Source organism: Synechococcus sp. O70.2, from assembly GCF_047462135.1.
Lineage (GTDB): Bacteria > Cyanobacteriota > Cyanobacteriia > Thermostichales > Thermostichaceae > Thermostichus.
Genome location: NZ_JANSIS010000001.1, coordinates 502,277 through 520,752, shown reverse-complemented (window position 1 = coordinate 520,752; position 18,476 = coordinate 502,277). Strand labels below are relative to the sequence as shown.

Annotated in this window: 17 protein-coding genes and 2 tRNA genes; 8 read left to right on the top strand and 11 right to left on the bottom strand. The window is 60.6% G+C overall.

The annotated features are described in order from the left end of the window. Positions 1 to 177 precede the first annotated feature (177 nt). The 3 genes from rodA (at position 178) to NW812_RS02435 (ending at position 3,402) form a co-directional block, all read left to right on the top strand. Positions 178 to 1,503, top strand: coding sequence for a rod shape-determining protein RodA (gene rodA, locus NW812_RS02445; protein ID WP_414393742.1), 1,326 nt, complete (start codon positions 178 to 180; stop codon positions 1,501 to 1,503). Between the two features lie 87 nt (positions 1,504 to 1,590). Continuing rightward, positions 1,591 to 2,784 (top strand): cysteine desulfurase family protein, encoded by a 1,194-nt coding sequence (locus NW812_RS02440; protein WP_414393740.1) that lies wholly within the window; start codon positions 1,591 to 1,593, stop codon positions 2,782 to 2,784. 24 nt (positions 2,785 to 2,808) lie between these two features. Then, complete coding sequence (locus NW812_RS02435) at positions 2,809 to 3,402, top strand: CPP1-like family protein (protein WP_414393738.1); 594 nt, start codon at positions 2,809 to 2,811, stop codon at positions 3,400 to 3,402. Positions 3,403 to 3,455: 53 nt separating this feature from the next. Here the strand turns inward: NW812_RS02435 and NW812_RS02430 are convergent, their stop codons facing one another. From NW812_RS02430 to lysA, 3 genes are all read right to left on the bottom strand, one after another. Beyond that, complete coding sequence (locus NW812_RS02430; protein WP_414393735.1) at positions 3,456 to 4,202, bottom strand: isoprenyl transferase; 747 nt, start codon at positions 4,200 to 4,202, stop codon at positions 3,456 to 3,458. A 5-nt stretch (positions 4,203 to 4,207) separates the two neighbouring features. Beyond that, positions 4,208 to 5,131, bottom strand: coding sequence for a diadenylate cyclase CdaA (gene cdaA / locus NW812_RS02425; protein ID WP_414393732.1), 924 nt, complete (start codon positions 5,129 to 5,131; stop codon positions 4,208 to 4,210). 182 nt (positions 5,132 to 5,313) lie between these two features. Beyond that, positions 5,314 to 6,684 carry a diaminopimelate decarboxylase gene (lysA, locus tag NW812_RS02420; protein ID WP_414393729.1) on the bottom strand — a complete coding sequence of 457 codons (1,371 nt, stop codon included), beginning with the start codon at positions 6,682 to 6,684 and terminating at the stop codon, positions 5,314 to 5,316. 144 nt (positions 6,685 to 6,828) lie between these two features. Here lysA and NW812_RS02415 point away from each other — a divergent pair. Beyond that, positions 6,829 to 6,914, top strand: a tRNA-Tyr gene (locus NW812_RS02415). Positions 6,915 to 6,918: 4 nt separating this feature from the next. Then, positions 6,919 to 6,990 (top strand) — tRNA-Thr (locus tag NW812_RS02410). Here the strand turns inward: NW812_RS02410 and miaB are convergent. The 4 genes from miaB to NW812_RS02390 all read right to left on the bottom strand — a co-directional run bounded on the left by miaB (position 6,990) and on the right by NW812_RS02390 (position 12,243). Further along, the gene (gene miaB, locus NW812_RS02405; RefSeq protein ID WP_414393726.1) at positions 6,990 to 8,351 is read right to left on the bottom strand and encodes a tRNA (N6-isopentenyl adenosine(37)-C2)-methylthiotransferase MiaB; all 1,362 of its coding nucleotides are present in this window, start codon (positions 8,349 to 8,351) and stop codon (positions 6,990 to 6,992) included. The two genes, NW812_RS02410 and miaB, sit on opposite strands and share 1 nt — an antisense overlap. 163 nt (positions 8,352 to 8,514) lie before the next feature. Then, on the bottom strand, positions 8,515 to 9,864 hold the full coding sequence (locus tag NW812_RS02400) for an adenylosuccinate synthase (protein ID WP_414393723.1): 1,350 nt from the start codon (positions 9,862 to 9,864) through the stop codon (positions 8,515 to 8,517). A 138-nt stretch (positions 9,865 to 10,002) separates the two neighbouring features. Further along, positions 10,003 to 11,520, bottom strand: a complete 1,518-nt coding sequence (locus NW812_RS02395; RefSeq protein WP_414393721.1) for a S41 family peptidase — start codon at positions 11,518 to 11,520, stop codon at positions 10,003 to 10,005. Between the two features lie 135 nt (positions 11,521 to 11,655). Continuing rightward, positions 11,656 to 12,243, bottom strand: a complete 588-nt coding sequence (locus tag NW812_RS02390; RefSeq protein ID WP_414393719.1) for a Uma2 family endonuclease — start codon at positions 12,241 to 12,243, stop codon at positions 11,656 to 11,658. 143 nt (positions 12,244 to 12,386) lie between these two features. Here NW812_RS02390 and NW812_RS02385 point away from each other — a divergent pair, with 143 nt between their 5' ends. Further along, entirely contained in the window at positions 12,387 to 12,527 is a 141-nt protein-coding gene (locus tag NW812_RS02385) for a hypothetical protein (RefSeq protein WP_414393716.1), read from the top strand. Positions 12,528 to 12,695: 168 nt separating this feature from the next. Here NW812_RS02385 and rnpA read toward each other — a convergent pair whose 3' ends face one another. Together rnpA and rpmH are read right to left on the bottom strand one after the other, a co-directional pair. Then, on the bottom strand, positions 12,696 to 13,067 hold the full coding sequence (gene rnpA, locus NW812_RS02380; RefSeq protein ID WP_414393714.1) for a ribonuclease P protein component: 372 nt from the start codon (positions 13,065 to 13,067) through the stop codon (positions 12,696 to 12,698). A gap of 68 nt (positions 13,068 to 13,135) precedes the next feature. Further along, positions 13,136 to 13,276, bottom strand: a complete 141-nt coding sequence (gene rpmH, locus NW812_RS02375; RefSeq protein WP_414393711.1) for a 50S ribosomal protein L34 — start codon at positions 13,274 to 13,276, stop codon at positions 13,136 to 13,138. 217 nt (positions 13,277 to 13,493) lie between these two features. On the opposite strand from rpmH, the gene dnaA reads away from it, so the two are divergent. Together dnaA and NW812_RS02365 are read left to right on the top strand one after the other, a co-directional pair. After that, positions 13,494 to 14,897 (top strand): chromosomal replication initiator protein DnaA, encoded by a 1,404-nt coding sequence (gene dnaA, locus NW812_RS02370; protein ID WP_414393807.1) that lies wholly within the window; start codon positions 13,494 to 13,496, stop codon positions 14,895 to 14,897. Between the two features lie 83 nt (positions 14,898 to 14,980). Beyond that, positions 14,981 to 15,610 carry a hypothetical protein gene (locus NW812_RS02365; RefSeq protein WP_414393708.1) on the top strand — a complete coding sequence of 210 codons (630 nt, stop codon included), beginning with the start codon at positions 14,981 to 14,983 and terminating at the stop codon, positions 15,608 to 15,610. Here NW812_RS02365 and NW812_RS02360 read toward each other — a convergent pair. Together NW812_RS02360 and ftsH are read right to left on the bottom strand one after the other, a co-directional pair. Continuing rightward, positions 15,607 to 16,428 (bottom strand): class I SAM-dependent methyltransferase, encoded by an 822-nt coding sequence (locus NW812_RS02360; protein ID WP_414393705.1) that lies wholly within the window; start codon positions 16,426 to 16,428, stop codon positions 15,607 to 15,609. The two genes, NW812_RS02365 and NW812_RS02360, sit on opposite strands and share 4 nt — an antisense overlap. A 90-nt stretch (positions 16,429 to 16,518) precedes the next feature. Further along, positions 16,519 to 18,405, bottom strand: a complete 1,887-nt coding sequence (gene ftsH / locus NW812_RS02355; protein WP_414393703.1) for an ATP-dependent zinc metalloprotease FtsH — start codon at positions 18,403 to 18,405, stop codon at positions 16,519 to 16,521. Positions 18,406 to 18,476 lie beyond the last annotated feature (71 nt).

Here is an 18,476-nt window from a genome sequence, read left to right as displayed (position 1 = left end):
TAAAGCCGTTATCGGCTTCAGTACCCGCCTGGATACTGAAACCTATGGGCAACTGGGGGCGAGGTTGTGGCCTAGCGTCCTGGGTCAGGGATGGCGGTCGATACCGATTACTTGCTGCTGCCTGGTGGGGACAACGGCAGAGCTGGGATAAACTAGTGCCGGCGTTGCTCCCTAGGTATGACCCGCTTCCTGCACAGCGCTGAGCCGAAAGTGCCCCCCCGGGCAAGCTGGAAACAGCGCCTACAGCAAATCTTGTCGCCTTGGCAGGAGTTTGACGGCATTTTGCTAGCTACGGTGCTGACCTTGACGGGCATCGGCATCATTGCCATCCGCAGCGCGGTCTGGGGGCGCCCCGTCAGCCATTACTGGCTGCAGCAGTTGATCATGGCTGGCATCGGCCTGGTGCTCTTGGGGATGGTGGCCCGGATCCCCTATGAGCGGCTGTTGCGCTGGCACTGGTTGACCTACTTCCTAAGCTTGGCGGGCTTGATTGCGGTGCTTTTTTTCGGCACAGCAGCAGGGGGAGCCGAGCGGTGGATCTCCATTGCCGGCGTTCAGGTGCAACCGTCCGAGTTTGCCAAGGTGGGGGTCATTATTACCCTGGCGGCCATTTTGCATCACTGGCCAATCAGGTACTTCAGCCAGATTTGGGTAGCTGTTGCCGTCGTCGCCCCTCCTTGGATTTTGATCTTTCTTCAGCCCAATTTGGGTACGGCCCTGGTGTTTGTGGCTATCTTGCTAGCCATGCTCTACTGGGCTGGAGCCAAGGGCAGTTGGATCCTCTTGCTGGTGTCGCCAGGGGTGGGAGCCATTCTCTACGGCCTGCACACCCGCCCCGAGCTGAGTTGGATGATCTGGGTTTGGTTACTCTGGTGTCTGGGCATGGCAAGCCTAGCCGCTTGGAAGCTGCCTTGGCGGTGGACAGGGGCAGTGACCTTTGGTGTCATTAACCTGCTCTCGGGGCAGCTAGGCCAGGTGGCCTGGAACCTGCTCAAGCCCTACCAGCGGCGGCGGCTGGAGATCTTCCTCGACCCCACCCAAGAGCCCTGGGGATCTGGCTACCACCTCATCCAGTCTCGCATTGCCATTGGCGCTGGCGGGCTCTGGGGCCGCGGCCTCCACCAGGGCACCCAAACCCAACTGGACTTCATCCCCGAGCAACACACCGACTTCATTTTCTCCGCCATCGGGGAAGAGATGGGCTTTGTCGGCACCTTGACGGTGTTGATCCTGCTTTGGATTCTGTGTGCACGGCTAATTTGGATTGCCCAAGGAGCTAAGGACAACTTCGGGTCTCTGATCGCCATTGGGGTGCTAGCGATGATCCTCTTTCAAGCAGTGGTCAACATCGGCATGACTGTTGGCCTAGCTCCCATCACAGGTTTGCCCTTGCCTTTTTTAAGCTATGGCCGCTCGGCTTTGCTAGCCAACTTTCTGGCCATTGGCCTGGTGGAATCGGTGGTTCTGCACCGCCAACCCCCCAGCCTTTTCAGGAAAAAGTAACCTAGCCGTCGCGAAGGAGGACAAAGCCCCAGTAAGCTGCTGCCAACACTAAGATGGGGACAGCAAATCCTAGAAGCTGAGCTGCCCATGCCCAATCTGGATCCCGCCCTGTACTTCGATCACAGCGCCACTACCCCGCCGCGTCCGGAGGTGATCGAGGCCATGCGGCTGGCGATGCAGGAAAGTTGGGGCAACCCCTCCAGCTTGCACGGGTGGGGAGAACGGGCTGCCATGGCCATGGAACGGGCGCGGCAGCAGGTGGCTGGGCTGCTCAACTGTGAGCCGGAGGCATTGGTGTTTACTTCCGGCGGGACGGAGTCTAACAACTTGGCCTTATTTGGGGTGGCGCAGCGCTACTCCCAGCCGCAGCACCTAATCATCTCCAGCGTTGAGCATGCCTCGGTGGAGAATGCCGCCCGCCGCTTGCAGGCCCAGGGCTGGCAGGTGACCCGCCTGCCGGTAAATGCTGCCGGCCAGGTGGATCCCCAAGCGTTGCTCCAGGCACTCCAGCCCAACACCGTTTTGGTCTCCGTTGTCCATGGTCAGAACGAGGTGGGATCCCTGCAGCCCATTGCCGAGCTGGGGCAGATCTGCCGCCAAGCGGGGGTCCTGTTCCACACCGACGCGGTGCAGACGGTGGGGCGGATCCCCTTGGATCTGGCGCAGCTGCCGGTGGATCTGCTCTCCCTTTCTGGGCACAAGCTCTATGGCCCTCAAGGGGTGGGAGCGCTCTATGTCCGGCCAGGAGTAGAGCTGCAGCCGCTGCTAGGGGGGGGCGGGCAAGAACGGCGGCTGCGGCCCGGCACCCAAGGGATCCCTGCCATTGTCGGTCTAGGGGTGGCGGCGGCCCTGGCAGCCCAAGAGCTGCAGCAGGAGACGGCCCGCCTGCGACAGCTGCAACGGCACTTGGCACAATTACTAGCTACCGTGCCCAGTTTGCGGCTAACTGGCCCTGCGGAGCTGGAGCAACGACTGCCCCACCACCTCAGTTACTGCACTACCGCGATTTCGGGGAACGTGCTGGTGCGGGAGATGAGCCGCCAGGGGATCGCTATCAGTGCCGGCTCTGCCTGCAGCAGCGGCCAACAGATCCCTAGCCGCATTCTCCTAGCCATGGGCTATTCTGAAGCCGAGGCCCTCGGGTCTATTCGCCTTAGCCTTGGCAGAGCCACCACTCAAGCAGCAGTTGAGCAAGTGGCCCAATCGCTGCGGGCGGTGCTCCTTTCCGTTTCCGAGCCAGCTCCCCAACCCCTTCCTGAATTGGCGGCTAGGTTAAGGTGATAGAGAGTCACAAGACTGGTCGCCATGGCTGAGATGAGTCCCTATCAAGTGCTGGGGGTCAGTGAAGAAGCCTCTTTTGAGGAGATCCAGTCGGCGCGGGCACGGCTTCTGGCCAGCTTGGCTGCCGATGAAGAGCAGCAAGAGCGGGTGGAACAAGCCTACGACGCCATTCTGATGCAGCGCCTGCGCCTGCGCAAAGAGGGCAAGATCCCTGTCCCGGATCGCATTCGCTACGCTGAACAGCGCCCTGCTCCTCCCGAGCCAGCGTTGAATTTACCCCGCCCCGTCCAGAAGAGTCGCTGGCTGGACACTCCTTCGGTAGCCGCTGTCCTTTGGCCGGCAGCGATTTTGGGAGGGTTGTTGGGTTGGGTTGTCCTCTCCCCTGAAGAGTATCCCTCCCTACAACTAGCGCTGGGGCTGATGACCTCTACCTATTTCCTGTACCGCAAGGAACGCCGCTTCCTTCGCTCTTTCCTCCTAGCGCTGGCAGCCTTGATCCTGGGGCTGGCGTTGGCCTATGCCCTTGCTTTGCCGCTTACTGGCGGCGATGCTCCTGGCATCCTGTTGGTGGGGATGACGTTTGGGTTGATGTGGCTGGTAACCAGCTTTTTGCGCTAGTGCCGCCTAAAGGAGCTCTCATCCCTCACCTTTTTCTAGAAGTGGGGGTTTTCTCATTTGCCAAATCGTCGCTGGCGCGACTGGTAGCTGAGCAGAGCCTGGTGAAAAGCAGCGCGGTCAAAATCTGGCCAAAGGATGGGGGTGAAGTACTGCTCAGTGTAGGCCATCTGCCAGAGCAAGAAGTTACTGAGGCGCATCTCGCCACTGGTACGGATTAACAAGTCAGGGTCCGAGAGGCCGTTGGTGTAGAGAAACTGGGAGAAAAGGGCCTCGTCGATCTGATCCGGCTGCAGCAGTCCCTGCTGAACCAGGGTGGCAATGGAGCGGCAAGCCTCCAGAATCTCTTGCCTTCCTCCGTAGTTGAGAGCCACCGTCAAGCAAAGGCTCTCGTTGTGCTGGGTACACTCCACTGCCTGCCCAATGGCCTCCTGCAAAGAGGGGGGCAGGGCTGATAGCTGGCCAGCAAACTGGAGGCGCACCCCTTGCTCCATCATTTCCTCGAGCTCTTGCCACAGCACCTGCTCGAACAAGGTCATGAGAAAATCCACCTCTTCGCGGGCGCGGCCCCAGTTCTCAGTGGAGAAGGCGTAGACGGTCAGAAGGGGGATCCCCCAGTCGTGGCAGCAGCGAACCAGCTCCTTCAAGGCCGCCACCCCCCGCTGATGGCCGACGCTGCGAGGAAGCCCTCGCTTTTGCGCCCACCGCCCGTTGCCATCCATCACCACGGCCACGTGGCGGGGTAACAACTGCGGATCGAGATCGGCAGGCAACTGCAGAAGATGAGCAGGAGAAAGGGTCATGGAGGTTATCCTTTGGGAAGCGTTTTCTTAGGTTTGCGAAAGCGTTTTGCCAGTTCAATCAGGGATCTCCCCCAGCCCAACAGTCCGTTACAAACCCAAGGGTGGATCCCCAGTTTCCCCAGAGGAGCCTCTCGTTTTTTGGCTTGGCGGGAATGGCGCAGCCGCTCCAGCAGCAGCTCCTGTAACCTGGCACTGGTCAGGGGGCGCTCGATGCGTCCACCCTCTGCTAGAGAAATGGAGCCAGTTTCCTCTGAAACCACGATACACAAGCAATTGGCTTGCTCGGTAATCCCCATGGCGGCGCGGTGTCGTGTGCCCAGGTGCCTCCCAGCAGGCCGCTCCGAGACTGGCAGGATTACCCCTGCTGCCCGAATGCGATCCCGATGGATAAGAACTGCCCCGTCGTGGAGCAAGGTCGAGGTCTGAAAAATCGTCTGCAAGAGTTCCCGCGATACTCGTGCCTGAAGGGAGACCCCCTTGTCCGTAAACACCCGCGAGTCAATGGGCTGATCCGGCTCAATCACAATCAGAGCCCCCGTTCGACTTTGGGAGAGCTCCCGCACCGCTTGCACCACCTCCTCCACCAAGCCCTCCTCAGAATCTTCCTCCTCCTCGTCTGGCGAATCTGACCACTCCAGGGGAATGGTCTTTGCCAACTGCTCCAAGAGCTGCCGAAGCTCCGGCTGAAAGAGCACCCCCATGGCCACGGCCGCAGCCAGGAGCAGGCGATCCAAGATGAGGTGCACCAGCGGCAGCGAGGCTGAGGCCAGGTAAAGTACCAACAGTACCGTAAATCCCCGCAGTAGGACACCAGCCCGGCTCTTGCGGGTGGAATAGAGGGCCAAAGCCAGTAGCAGGACAGCCAGAGCCCCGTCCAAGAGGCTGAGAGGGTTAAATTGCTGTAGCCAAGCCCATAAGGCCGCCCGCATGCCGAAAAACCCCGTTCACGCTCCCCTCGTGCTCCAGACCTTCTGCCTGCGCTGTCCTGCAGTGAGAATCTTGCTGGACTTTGGTTCCCTGACCAGCCTACCATTGCTCTCCTCCCTGGCCTCCAGCTCTTCCCTGTTGAGACCAGCGGGCTAGATCCCCCTTGGCAGGTTGGGGCAGCCCCCTAGCGCCGTAACTGCTCTGGTAGGATATCCAGACGGATTAAATCGGCATAAGTTTCCCGCCGCAGGATTAACTGGGCCTTCCCTTGGTTAACCAGCACCGCTGCTGGCCGAGGAAAGCGGTTGTAGTTGGAGGCCATGCTGTAGTTGTAGGCCCCAGTGGCCAACACAACTAGGACTTCGCCGGGCGCTGGGTTGGGCAAAAGCACATCTTTCAAGAGCACATCTCCCGACTCGCAGTGTTTGCCGGCCACTGTCACCCGCTGGGTGGCCTCGGCCTCGGGGCGGTTGGCCAAGAGGGCGGTGTAGCGGGCCCCGTAGGTGATAGGCCGGGGGTTGTCGGACATGCCGCCGTCGATGGTGACGTAGAGGCGGCCTTCGGGAAGGTCGTCGCTGGGCGGGATCCACTTCTTGCCCCCCAAGGTATAGGCGGTTACCGCCGCTGGCCCAACCACAGAGCGCCCAGGCTCGCAGAGCACCTTGGGCAGTGGGATCCCGGCGGCGGTGAAACTCTGCTGCACTGCCGTGGCCACCGCTTCCACCCACTCGGAGATGGATGGGGGATCGTCGGACTCGACGTAGCGGATCCCCAGGCCGCCGCCCACATTGAGCTCCTGAAGGGGCAGACCTCTGTCTAGCCCTTGCTGCCAAATGCGGGCCAGCACGCCTGCCAGATCCCGGTGTCCTTGCAGGTCAAAAATCTGAGACCCAATGTGGGCGTGGAGCCCGACGCAGTGCAGTTGGGGATGGGCTGCCAGAAAATCAAACACCTCCGGCAGTTGCCATTGGCCAATGCCGAATTTGCTGTCGGTTTGGCCGGTGCGGATGTACTCGTGGGTGTGGACGTCAATACCAGGGTTAACCCGCACCAACAGACGGGCCGGCCGGTCAGGGGTGGCCAGAGCGGCCAGCTGCTGCAGCTCGTGGAGGCTATCTGCCACCAGAGTGCAGCCTACCTCAAGGGCCATGGCTAGCTCCTCTGCCGACTTGGCGTTGCCGTGCAGGTAGAGATCTTCCCCCTTGGCCCCTGCTTGCAGGGCGGTGTACAGCTCGCCGCCAGAGGCCACGTCCAGACCTAGCCCTTCTTGCAGCGCCAAGGCGCAGATGGCCAGGCAGCTCCAGGCTTTGGTGGCATACAACACCCGATAGCTGCCGGCGTAGCAGCGGGCCCAGCTGTCGCGATAGAGACGGCAGGCCTGCCGCAGGGTCCATTCGTCCAGGATGTAAAGGGGGGAGCCAAACTGGCGCACGAGCTCCACCACGTCACAGCCGCCAATTTCCAGGTGGCCCTGGCTGTTGACGCGGCTGGTTAACGGCTGCAGCGACTGGTTGGGAGAAACCACAGAAGGGGGCGTGCCGAGGGTTGAAACCATAGTTGCCAGCTAAAAGACTGTCTTCCACCCTACCAAGTTTTCTCTCCAGTTTGGCCGGGGGGAGATCCCCTCTACCCCCCTGGGCAGAGATTGCTCCTGGGCATTAGTCTCTTTTTTCTGCTACCATGGAGGACCAGCGTCTATGGGTCGATGCCCGAGTGGTTAAAGGGGGCGGACTGTAAATCCGCTGGCTTACGCCTACGTTGGTTCGAATCCAACTCGGCCCACCATGCCGCCCACGTAGCTCAGTGGCAGAGCACCCCCTTGGTAAGGGGGAGGTCACGAGTTCAATCCTCGTCGTGGGCTTAGGCGCAAGCCCCAAGTTCTGCGGCTTGGGGTTTCTCTTCCCCAGGCTTGGCAATCTCGCCGCTGAGGGAAAAGGCCCGCGTGGCGGTGATGCGCACTGGCACCAGGGATCCCAGCAGTTGTTCAGGATCGCCGTCGAAGAAAACGATGCGGTTGCCGCGGGTACGTCCCATAGCTTGGCGAGGATTTTTGGGGTTGGGGCCCTCCACCAGCACCTCCTGCACCTGGCCCAGCAGGCGAGCACTGCGGGCGGCAGCCACCTCGGCTACCAGGCGGTTGAGTCGTTGCAGGCGATCGCTTTTTTCCTCTTCCGGCACTTGGTCGGGCCACTCGGCTGCTGGCGTGCCAGGGCGGGGGGAGTAGGCAGCGGTATTGAGGAAATCGAAGCCGATATCCTTCACCAGTTGCAGGGTTTCCTGGAACTGGGCTTCCGTTTCGCCGGGGAAGCCAACGATGGCATCGGCGCTAATGGTGGCTTCAGGTATGTACTGGCGGATGAGCTGGATGAGCTGGCGGTAGCGCTCCTGGGTATAGCCGCGCCGCATCCGCCTGAGGACTTCGTCGCTGCCCGCCTGGAAGGGAATGTGGAAGTGCTCGCACACCTTAGGCAGCTCGGCACAGGTGGCAATGAGCTCTTCCGTGAAGTAGCGCGGGTGGCTGGTGGCAAAGCGGATCCGCTCGATCCCTTCCACTGAGTGGACAAAGCGCAGCAAGCTGGCCAAGTTGGTCTTGGGATCCAGATCCCGCCCGTAGGCGTCGATGTTTTGCCCCAGTAGGGTTACCTCGCGGTAGCCAGCTCGGGCTACGTCCTCCATCTCGGCGCGGATGGCCTGGGGTTGGCGCGATTGCTCCCGTCCCCGCACCAGCGGCACAATGCAGTAGGTGCAGCGCTCGTTGCAGCCGTAGATAACGTTAATCCAGGCTGTTACCCGGCTGTCGCGGCGGGGTTTGGTGATGTCTTCTGGGATCTCGACGGGCTCAGTGGCCACCACTTGGTTGCCGGCCTCCACCTGGGCCAGCAGATCCCCAAGGCGGTTGACGTACTGAGGGCCCATGACTAGATCGAGCTCGGGGACGCGGCGCAGCAGCCGCTCTCCCTCCTGCTGGGCCACGCAGCCGGCCACGATGAGCTTGATAGCGGGGTTTTTCCGCTTGCGCTGCGCCTGGATGCCTAGGTAGGAATACACCTTTTGCTCAGCGTTGTCGCGGATGGTGCAAGTATTAAAAAGAACCAAGTCCGCCTGCAGCGCGTCTTCGGCGCGCACATACCCCAGCGACTCCAGGATCCCGGCCATGCGCTCGCTGTCGGCCCGATTCATTTGACAGCCGAAGGTGATGATGGAGTAGGTGGGAGCAGCCATGGGAAGACCAGAAGACAGGGCAAGCAATCTCTACCTTTGAGCTTAGCGGATCCTTAAGTGAAGCAGTGGCGGCAACCTCAAGGGTTCCCTCGACCCCTTGGAGCGGCCCAAGCTGGGACTGACTTTGCCCAAGCAGTGCCCCCAGGGGACTAGCCGCCGATCCTCAGTCCGGCATGAGGGCGTGAACCTGCTTGCTGCCATTGGGGTAGAGCAGGGCGCGCTTGGGGCCGTGGATGGGATCCTCGACAATGATGGTCTCGTCGCGGCTGGCCCCCAGCGAGACAATGGCAATCGGCACCTGCATCAACTGGGCCAAAAACTTCAGGTAGTCGTAGGCTTCGGGGGGCAAGTCCTCAACGGAGCGGCAGCCTTTGGTGGAGCACCTCCAGCCGGGCAGGGTTTTGTAGATGGGTTTGCACTGGGCAAAGACCCGAGCGTCACTGGGAAAGTGGTGGATCTCACGGCCCTGGTACTCGTAGGCTACACACACCTTGATCTCGTCTAGAGCATCTAGGACATCCAACTTGGTGATGGCCAGGCAGTCGAGGCCGTTGATGCGCACAGCGTAGCGCCCGATGACGCCATCAAACCACCCACAGCGCCGTTGCCGCCCGGTAGTGGTGCCGACTTCGCCGCCGGCAGATTGCAAATAGGCGCCAATCTCGTCTTTCAGTTCGGTGGGGAAGGGGCCTTCGCCGACGCGGGTGGTGTAAGCCTTGGCTACCCCGATCACCCGGTCGATGCTGGTGGGGCCAACTCCAGCCCCCACGCAGGCGCCGCCAGCAATGGGATGGGAGGAGGTGACGTAGGGGTAGGTGCCATAGTCAATGTCCAGCAGCGTACCCTGCGCCCCCTCAAAGAGGATGTTCTGCCGCTCCTCGATGGCTTGGGTAAGAAGCAGGGCGGCGTCGGTAACATAGGGGCGCAGCCGCTCGGCATAGGCCAGGTATTGTTCGATAATCGGCTCGGGATCCAGGGGGGGCAGGTTGTAGATCTTCTCCAGCAAAACATTCTTGTAGGGAATGGCCCAACTGAGGCGCTCCCGCAGTTGGTCGGGGTACATCAAGTCCACGACGCGGATGCCCATGCGCTCGGCCTTGTCGGCATAGGTGGGGCCAATGCCTCGCCCAGTGGTGCCCAGCTTGTAGATGCCGCGCCGCTCTTCTTCGGCCACGTCGATGAGGCGGTGGTAGGGCAAGGTTACGTGGGCCGTTTCGGCAATGTAGAGGTTGTGGGTGGAGATCCCCAGTTGGTGCAGCTGGTCGATCTCGGCCAGCAAGACTTCGGGATCGATCACCGTGCCGCTGGCGATGACACAGCGCTTATCGGGGTAGAGAATGCCAGAGGGAATGAGGTGCAACTTAAAGGTCTGGCCCCCCACCACCACGGTGTGGCCGGCGTTGACGCCGCCTTGGTAGCGGACGACCACATGGGCTTTTTCACTGAGGAGGTCAGTAATTTTCCCTTTTCCCTCGTCGCCCCACTGGGCACCAACAACTACAACGTTTGCCAAAGGCTTCTCCCCCAGTCGGTAATGTAAACAGCACAAAAACCCCTCTTCCGGGGCCGCTGCACTAATTTACCCCATTGCTCCGGCTGGTGTTGAGGGCCTTTGACAAAAAGGTTAACAATCGATTAACTTTTTGCTCTCTCAACTCCCCGGCTTGAACAGGCCAATGGCGGTGACCCGGTTAGAGCCCACCGCAAAGGCAAAAGACAGGCCGAGGGCGTCGTAGTTGACGTAGTAACGGTCGTCGCGCAGGTATTCCCGGCTCCCTTTGGGATAGGGCACGACCTCGTTGTAGCCATTTTCCCCGGGGCCGCCGTAGGTGGCAATGACTTCCGAGTAGGTGGAGCCGATGCGGATCCCTTCGCCAGTCATGGCTTCGGGGTGGGTGGTGTAGATGCGGTCGGCAAAAAAGCTATTGAGGACGCCCGGACGGCGGTAGGCAAAGAGGATGTAGTCCTGCAAGTAGAAGATCTTCAGGTCGCTGTTGGGCTGAAAGACGTTGGCCCGTGACTCGGCGGGGATGAGATCCACGTTGCCCAAAAGGTGGGTGTCGACGTTGCGGGTATCCATGCCCAGGACAAAGCGACCGACGCGGCCCTCTTGAACCAGGACGGTGGGGCGGGGCGGGGGGCTGGGCTGGCGGGGGGGTAGGGCCAGGGCCTCTAGAGCGGCCTTTAGCCAAGCGTCCTCATCTCCCTCTACCTTTTGCAGGGGCACCAAGCCCTGGGCTAAGGAGCGTCCATCGCCGGTCTTCCAGGTGGCCACGGCCAGCTCCACCGCTGCGCCAGAAGGAAGGGCAAAGAAGCGGGTCTGGCGCTCGCTGCCTTGGGCGGTCTGTCCCACAATAACGGTGTTGCCGCTAGCTCCCAACTGAGCTGCCAGGAGGGTGGCCCCCTGGCGGGTGTTGCCGTCGACAAGAACGACCAAGGGGATCCCGGCAGCTAGCGGCAGGTTTTCGCTGTTCCAGGGGGTGGACTGACCAAAGCGGTCTTCGGTAACCAGCAGCGGTTGCACGGAGCGAGGCAAAAATAGGCGCGCCACATCCGCTATCACTTGCGGGTCATAGCCCACCGACCCGCGCAGGTCGAGGACAATGCCCTGGCTGTAATCCTGAGTGTAGAGGGCTTGGCGGATCTGCTGGGCAGTGGCAGGGGTGAGCTCCGGCACTGCCAGATAAACCTGGCGCGGGCCCATCTGACGCGCCTGGAGAGGTGGGCGAGGACGGCTGAGCAGGTCCCTAAAGCTTTGCGGATCCCAGAAGCGATCGGCGGGATCCCCGTATTCGCGCAGGATCTCTCGAATCAGCTCGTACTCGACTTCGATAGGCGGGCGGGGATCCCTGTAGGTGCGGGTCAACAGGCGGCTGTAGAGGTCGTTGTAGTTGACCGCAGCAGCTTGCTTGCCCGCTTGCCAAGACTCGTTGATGAACAACTTCACCAGGTAGCGCAGATCCTGGCCCATTGGCGGGGAAGCGGCCGGTATCCTGGAAGCAGGGGACACCTCTGGGGACGGAGGAACTGGATCGACTCTCGGCTCCTCAACAGAGGGGACGACCGGCACCGGCGGCAAGCCTGGCTGTCCCATCACTTTGCCAGGAAGGGCTCCGCTGAGCGCCACGACCGTGCCCCACACCCGAATTGCCCGCGTAAACCCCTTCATGGTGGCCTGCCCTTGTTTGCAGATGCTGTGAATAGGATAAACCCTGGGCAATCTGCTCCACCCTGTCGGCAGGGCCAAATGCTTGTTTTTTAAGCCATTAAGACACTACCAGTTGTTTCCCCTTTTGCGGATCCCTTAGCTCTCGGCAGACCAAATTTTGCGGATGGGCAGGGTGAAGCCGGGGAGCACGTCTTCTCCCGACAAGGTTTCTGGGTCTTCCACTAGCTCCGGCGCCTGTCCTGCCCGGTAGATCATCACCCGCTTGGCCTTGGGATCCAAAAGCCACCCCAAGCGACAGCCGTTGTCCAAGTACTCCTGCATCTTGGCCTGGGCTTGAACCCAAGAATCGGTGGGCGAGAGGATCTCCACCACAAAGTCAGGACACAGGGGCAAGAATCCCCGGCGGGTCTGGGGATCCAGAGCCTCCCACTTTTCCAGCGGGATCCAGGCCAGGTCGGGAGAGCGGTCGCTGCCTGAGGGCAGAGAAAACCCCGTGGAAGAATCAAAGGCTTTGCCTCGACCTGATTGGCGGTTCCAGACATAGACTGCCCCCGCAATTTCAAAGTTGAGGTTGCCAATTTCACCTCCGGTTGGAGACATAATCACCAGCTCTCCCTGGGCGGTGCGCTCCAGCTTTAGCTCAGGATTGGCCGCACACAGCCGGATAAAATCCTCCCGCGTCAGAGTCATCAAAGGGCTGAGATTGAGTGTTAAGACCGTCATGGCAGGAACTGGACACTCCCATGCAAAACTTTGTCCGGGCTTGAGGATGGATCCCTGCTGCAATACCTGAGGCGCACCTCTTCTGTGTGCCTGTCAAGCACCATTCTCAGAGCACAAAACCAGTTGGTGGCAAGCTCGTTGAAGTGGGCCAGCGCTGCTTCGGCAAGGGATCCCTCTGCACCCCGATAGAGGTATCGCACCAGGGTATCGGCGACCATGACCTGCACTTCAGTGCCATTGGGCAGTTGACCGACAACATTGCCTGCAAATACGGCGGGTGTTAGCGGATTGGGATCCCTGGCTGAGACTTCAGCCAGAGCATAGTTTTCGGCAACAACGACTGCGCCGGTTTACACCGGGCATAGGTCGAAGAGCTGGCATTCCAAAATCTCCTGGAAGGGGTTACTCTGCTCTCTAGGACAGCCAGTAGCAGTAGCCCAGCCTGCCCGCCCCTAGGAATTCGCCTCTGGGCTAGCGAGTAAATCGGCCTTCTGGAGAAGGTAGCGCACCTCTGCTTGCAGCTCCGGCCACTTGTAGGTAAGCAAATTGGGCTTGGGGATAAACAGCAGCTGATAGCCGGGCTTTAGCTGGGGACAGAGAAGGCGTATGGCCTCCCGCAAGCGACGTCGCAGCCGATTTCGCCGTACCGCCGATTTGTCTACCTTTTTGCTGACCGCCAACCCCACCTGGCTAGGGATCCCTTCACCTCCTGCCGGCATTGGCTGAAACAGAAGGGTCAAGCCCGCCGTGGAACGCCGCTGACCTGCCTGGTAAAGTGCCTGAAATGCCCGCCGATCCCGCAAGCGATAAGGAGCAGGTAGCATGGTGGCGGCTCCCAGATCCCACCCCAAGTTAACACTTGCTTGTGCCTCTAGCAGGGGAGTTGGGTGCCTCAGCAAGCAGCCAGGCGATAACGCCCCTTGGCCCGCCGCCGCTTCAAGACTCGCCGCCCACCTGGGGTGCGCATTCTGGCTCGAAACCCAGAAACACGAATGCGTCTGCGATTGGTGCCACGAAGGGTACGCTGAGGCATGGTGAGAAACTAACTCGCAACTTCAACACAGCCCACCGCGGCTGGCGAGGGGGCAATCCAGTTCACCTAAAGACAGTCACTGAGAAGCCATGCTAGCAAACCTAGCGGAAAATGGGTAGATTGGAGGCCCCACGCCAAGCAGTTAAATTGGGAATCCCGAGAGTGGAGGCCCTGCTTAGCTCTCGGGGTTTGTGGTGTGTCGCTCTGGGTGTGTGGCGTGGATATCTCCCTAGATCAGCTCTGGGATCAGGCTCTGGGCCATCTACAAGTGCAGCTCAGCCGGCCAACCTTTGAGGCTTGGATCAAAACAGCACGGCCTGAGTCGTTAGTGGGCAACCGCCTCACCATCTCCACTCCCAGCGAATGGGCACGAGGCTGGCTGCAGAAGCACTATGCCTCTACCATCACCGAGGTGGTGCAGCGGGTAGCAGGGATCCCTTTGCAGGTAGAGTTTTCCGTTGCTCCCCAAGCCTTGGCTGCGGAAGAGCCTCCTTCGACAGTTGAGAGGCCAAGCTCCTACTGCGCCGGCAGTTTCCCGGATTCTGTTCCTCGGGGGCTGGAGGGGGGCAGCAGCTTACCTATGCGGGCACCAGAGCTCAACCCCAAGTATTCCTTCTCGCGGTTTGTGGTCGGCCCCAACAACCGCATGGCCCATGCTGCAGCCCTGGCCGTGGCTGACAAGCCGGGGCGGGCCTACAACCCTCTGTTTCTCTGCGGTGGCGTAGGGCTAGGCAAAACTCACCTGATGCAGGCAATCGGCCACTACCAGCTAGAGGCCAATCCCCGGGCTAAGGTCTTCTACGTGTCCACCGAGCGCTTTACCAACGATCTCATCGACGCTATCCGGCGAGACAGTATGCAGTCTTTTCGGGAGCAGTACCGAGATGTGGATATTTTGTTGGTGGACGACATCCAATTTATTGAGGGCAAAGAGTACACCCAGGAGGAGTTTTTTCACACCTTTAATACCCTCCATGAATCGGGCAAGCAGATTGTGCTGGCCGCCGACCGCTCCCCTCATCTAATCCCGCGGCTGCAGGAGCGGCTCTGTTCTCGGTTTTCAATGGGCTTGATTGCAGAAATTCAGCCGCCCGACATCGAGACCCGTATGGCCATCCTCAAGAAAAAAGCTGAGTATGAGGGGATGAGCTTGTCGCCGGAGGTCATCGAATATATTGCCACCACCTACACCAGCAACATCCGCGAGCTGGAGGGTGCCCTCATCCGGGCCGTTGCCTACGTCTCCATTTCTGGCTTGCCGATGAGTGTAGAGACGATTCGGCCCATCCTCAACCCTCCCAGCGAACCCAAGGAAATTACTCCCGATATGATTGTTGATGTAGTCTGTGAGGAATTTGGCATCGACCGAGAGAGCTTATTGGGATCTTCCCGCAGGCGGGACGTCAGTCATGCACGTCAAATTGCCATGTTTTTGATGCGCCAACATACCCGTCTCAGCTTGCCCAAAATTGGCGACTACTTTGGTGGAAAAGATCACACCACCGTTCTCTATAGCTGTGAAAAAATTAGTCAGTTGCAGCGGGAAGATTTGCAACTTGAGCGGCAACTGCAAAACCTGTCGCAGCGGCTGCGGATCATGGCCAACAGCCGAAACAAATAGTTTTCGGCCAGGTGGGGCTGGCAGGGAGGGGGGAAGTGGGCAGAGGGCTTTGCTTGGGTGTGTTGCTCCTTGGAGCTGGACTGATGCCCCGGTGGCCAGCCTGGGCCAATTTGACCTCAACCGCCCAGGGAGATACTTTGGGGGTGGAGGGCCAAATCGATAGCCCCGTGTTGCGCCGCTGGCTGCAAGGCCCGCCCAATCTCCTGGAAGAAATCCGCAATACTCCCGCTTTGCCCACCCGTTTGCAGGCGGGTTTTGAGTCGGCTTCTGCGTGGCGAATTGCCTTGCAGGACTTGCGCTTGGGGGATCGCCTCACCCTCAGCGGCGACTATCGCCAATCTTCTGAGAACCCAGTAGTCCGCCAGTACGGCTTAGAGGTGCGCTACTTTCTTGCCCCTATGGGATCCCGCTTCAATCTAGCCCCCCAACTGGGCTACCGCGCCTTGGAATTGGAACAAGAGAACCGCCGCCTCAGGGGTGTGAGCTATGGGGCCTTCGTTGTCTTGTCCCTAGCTCTCCAAGCTGCCGACTTAACCGCCAGCTACACCTGGCTGACCCCTCAGGAGCCAAGAGAAGTCCAGGTTACCCTGGCGGAGCTTACAGCTGCCTACGCTATCAGCCCTTCCTTTCGTCTTGCTGCCCGCTACAGCCTGCGCCACTCCACCCTAGCGCGGGAATCCAGCTTTGGAGTTGGCCTGGAGTGGATCCCTTAGCGGCGTACCGCCTGCACAAAAGCCACCCAGCCAAAACTGAGATAGCGCTCCAACTGCAGCCCTGCTGCTTCCAGGTGCTGGCGCAGCTCATCGGCAGAGAAAAAGCGGAGTCCTGTCGTCTCCAGCCAGCGCTGCACCACCTGCCCCCACCCCTGAACCTGCTGACTGTGCATGGACACCAGGACGCCTCCGGGACGCAAGATGCGAGCCACTTCCTCCAGACAGAGATCCAACGGCACCTCGTTTAAGGTGGCGCCGCTAATGACTGCCCCAAAGGCTCCAGAGGACAGGGGAAGCTGCTCCGCCCGCGCCCGCACCAGGCTGTAGTGCTGCCATTGGGGCTGGGCTTGTCGGGCTGCCTCTGCCAGCACCCCCGCCGCATTGTCCAAACCAATCACCGTCCGCTGCGGATCCCTGGCTAGGAGGAGGCGGCTCCAGTACCCTCCTGCCGTGCCTAGGTCCAAGACCGGATCGGCCTCTCCCACCAGCTCGGCCAGCAATTGGCCTTCTCGCTCGCTGCCAAAGCTTTCCCCCGACAACAGCGACAGGGCCCAGGGCCGCCAGAGGCGGTCGTAGCCCCAGGCAAAGCCGGGCAGATGGGCAATGGCTTGGGCTGGAGTGAGGGACAGCGCTGGCGAGGTGGCTAGAAAATCCACTGCCCCGGAAGGGAGGATGGGGTAAACCTGGCCACAGCGAGGACAGTAAACCCGATCCACAGCAAATCCTGGCTCCCGCGCTGGCGGTAGGCTCAGCCCTTCCTGACCACAGCTGAGGCAGCGGTAAAGATGAGCTGGCAGAGCAGACGGAAAAGAGCGCATGAGAGAACCCGACTCAAAAGGGCAGTTGCCAGGCCACGACCCCGACAACTACCCCCTTAAGCTAGTCCATTCGGCAGTCAGAGGGGATCCCTAGGCTATCTTTGGGCTGGGCAAGCCAATCTTCTCGGGAATGGGAACGTACTCGGCCACAATGGCCCGAAACTCGTCCCCATCCAGGGTTTCCCGCTCCACCAAGGTGTCGGCCAGACGATCCAGCAGGGCGCGGTGCTCGAGCAGGATCTGCTTGGCTTTCTGGTAGCAGCTTTCCAGGATTTGCCGCACCTGCCGATCGATCTTAGCCGCCACATCTTCGGAGTACTCGACGCGGTTCATCCAGCCGCCGCCCAAAAAGACTTCGTTGTTGGGTGGATCCCACATCAGCGGCCCCAACTCGGACATCCCAAAGCGGGTCACCATTTGCCGCACCAGGTTGGTGTTTTGCTGCAGGTCGTTGCTGGCCCCCGTCGTCACTTCCGAGTAGCCAAAGACAATCTCCTCCGCTGCCCGACCGCCAAAACCGACCACCACCCGATCCAACAGCCAGGCGCGGCTGTACATGCCGGAGTCAATCTGCTCCTCGTTGGGCAGTTGCTGGGCAAAACCGCCGGCACCCCCAGAACGAGGGATGATGGTTACTTTGTTCAAGGGATCCGCATGGGGCAAGAGGGTCATCAACAGGGCGTGGCCGCACTCGTGGTAAGCAATTAGGCGCTTGCTCTTCCCGTCCAACAGCGGCGGCTTGGTCAGGCCGATGGTGATGCGGTCGAAGGCGTCGTCGATGTCCTGGTTGGTGATGGCCTTATGCTGACGACGGGCCGCCAGGATGGCCGCCTCGTTGAGCAGGTTGGCCAGATCAGCGCCGGCAAAACCAGGGGTACGGCGGGCAATGGCCTCGAGGCTGACCTCTTCCGCCAGCTTCTTGTTGCGGGCATGCACGCGCAAGATCTCGTAGCGGCCCTTAAAGCTGGGTCGATCCACGGTGATCTGGCGGTCGAAGCGTCCAGGCCGCAGGAGAGCCGCATCCAGCACATCCGGACGGTTGGTTGCGGCAATAACGATGACACCCGAGTTGCCCTCAAACCCATCCATTTCCGTCAGCAACTGGTTGAGGGTTTGCTCGCGCTCGTCGTTGCCGCCACCAATGCCAGCTCCCCGCTGCCGACCTACGGCGTCGAGCTCGTCAATGAAGACGATGCAGGGGGCGTTTTCCTTGGCTTTCCTGAAGAGATCTCGCACCCGCGAGGCCCCCACGCCGACGAACATCTCCACAAACTCGGAGCCGGAAAGGCTGAAAAAGGGCACTCCTGCCTCGCCGGCAATCGCCTTGGCCAAGAGGGTCTTCCCCGTCCCTGGGGGCCCCACCAGCAACACGCCTTTGGGGATCTTTGCCCCCACGGCCGTGAAGCGCTCCGGCTTCTTCAGGAAGGTGACCACCTCCTGCAGCTCCTCTTTGGCCTCATCGATCCCGGCTACGTCGTCGAACGTAACGCCAGTTTTGGCTTCCATTTGGAAGCGGGCCCGCGACTTGCCAAAGTTGATGGCCTGCCCAGGGCCACCCACCCCCCCGCCCGCCCGGCGCAGGAGTAAGAACAGGCCCCCCAGAAGCATCAGGGGAATCACCAGGTTGCCTAGAATGGCCCAGAAGGCGCTGCCATCGCGGCTAGGCACCACCGTCACCTCGATCCCCTTCTTAGTAAGGCGGTCTACCAGTTGCGGCACAGTCGTAGGCAGTAGGTTGACCCGATAGCGGGTGGAGTGCTGCGTCTGGGGATCGATAGCCGTAACTTCTGCCACCAGGTTGTTGTCTAGAAGGCGCACGTCGGTAACGCGGCCCTCCTCGACATAGCGCAAGAAGCGGTCGTAGGTAAGGGCAGAGGCCAAGGCGGCGTGAGCAGGATCTAGGCTAAAGCCCTGCCAGAGACAAAAGCCCAGCACAAGAGCCATCAACCAGCGCTGGGGGGAAAGCAGCTTGTTCATAAGGAAGAAGGACACCCCATCATTAAAAGTCCTTTAACAAACTTAACCTCTTGCTCCTACCAGGCACAACC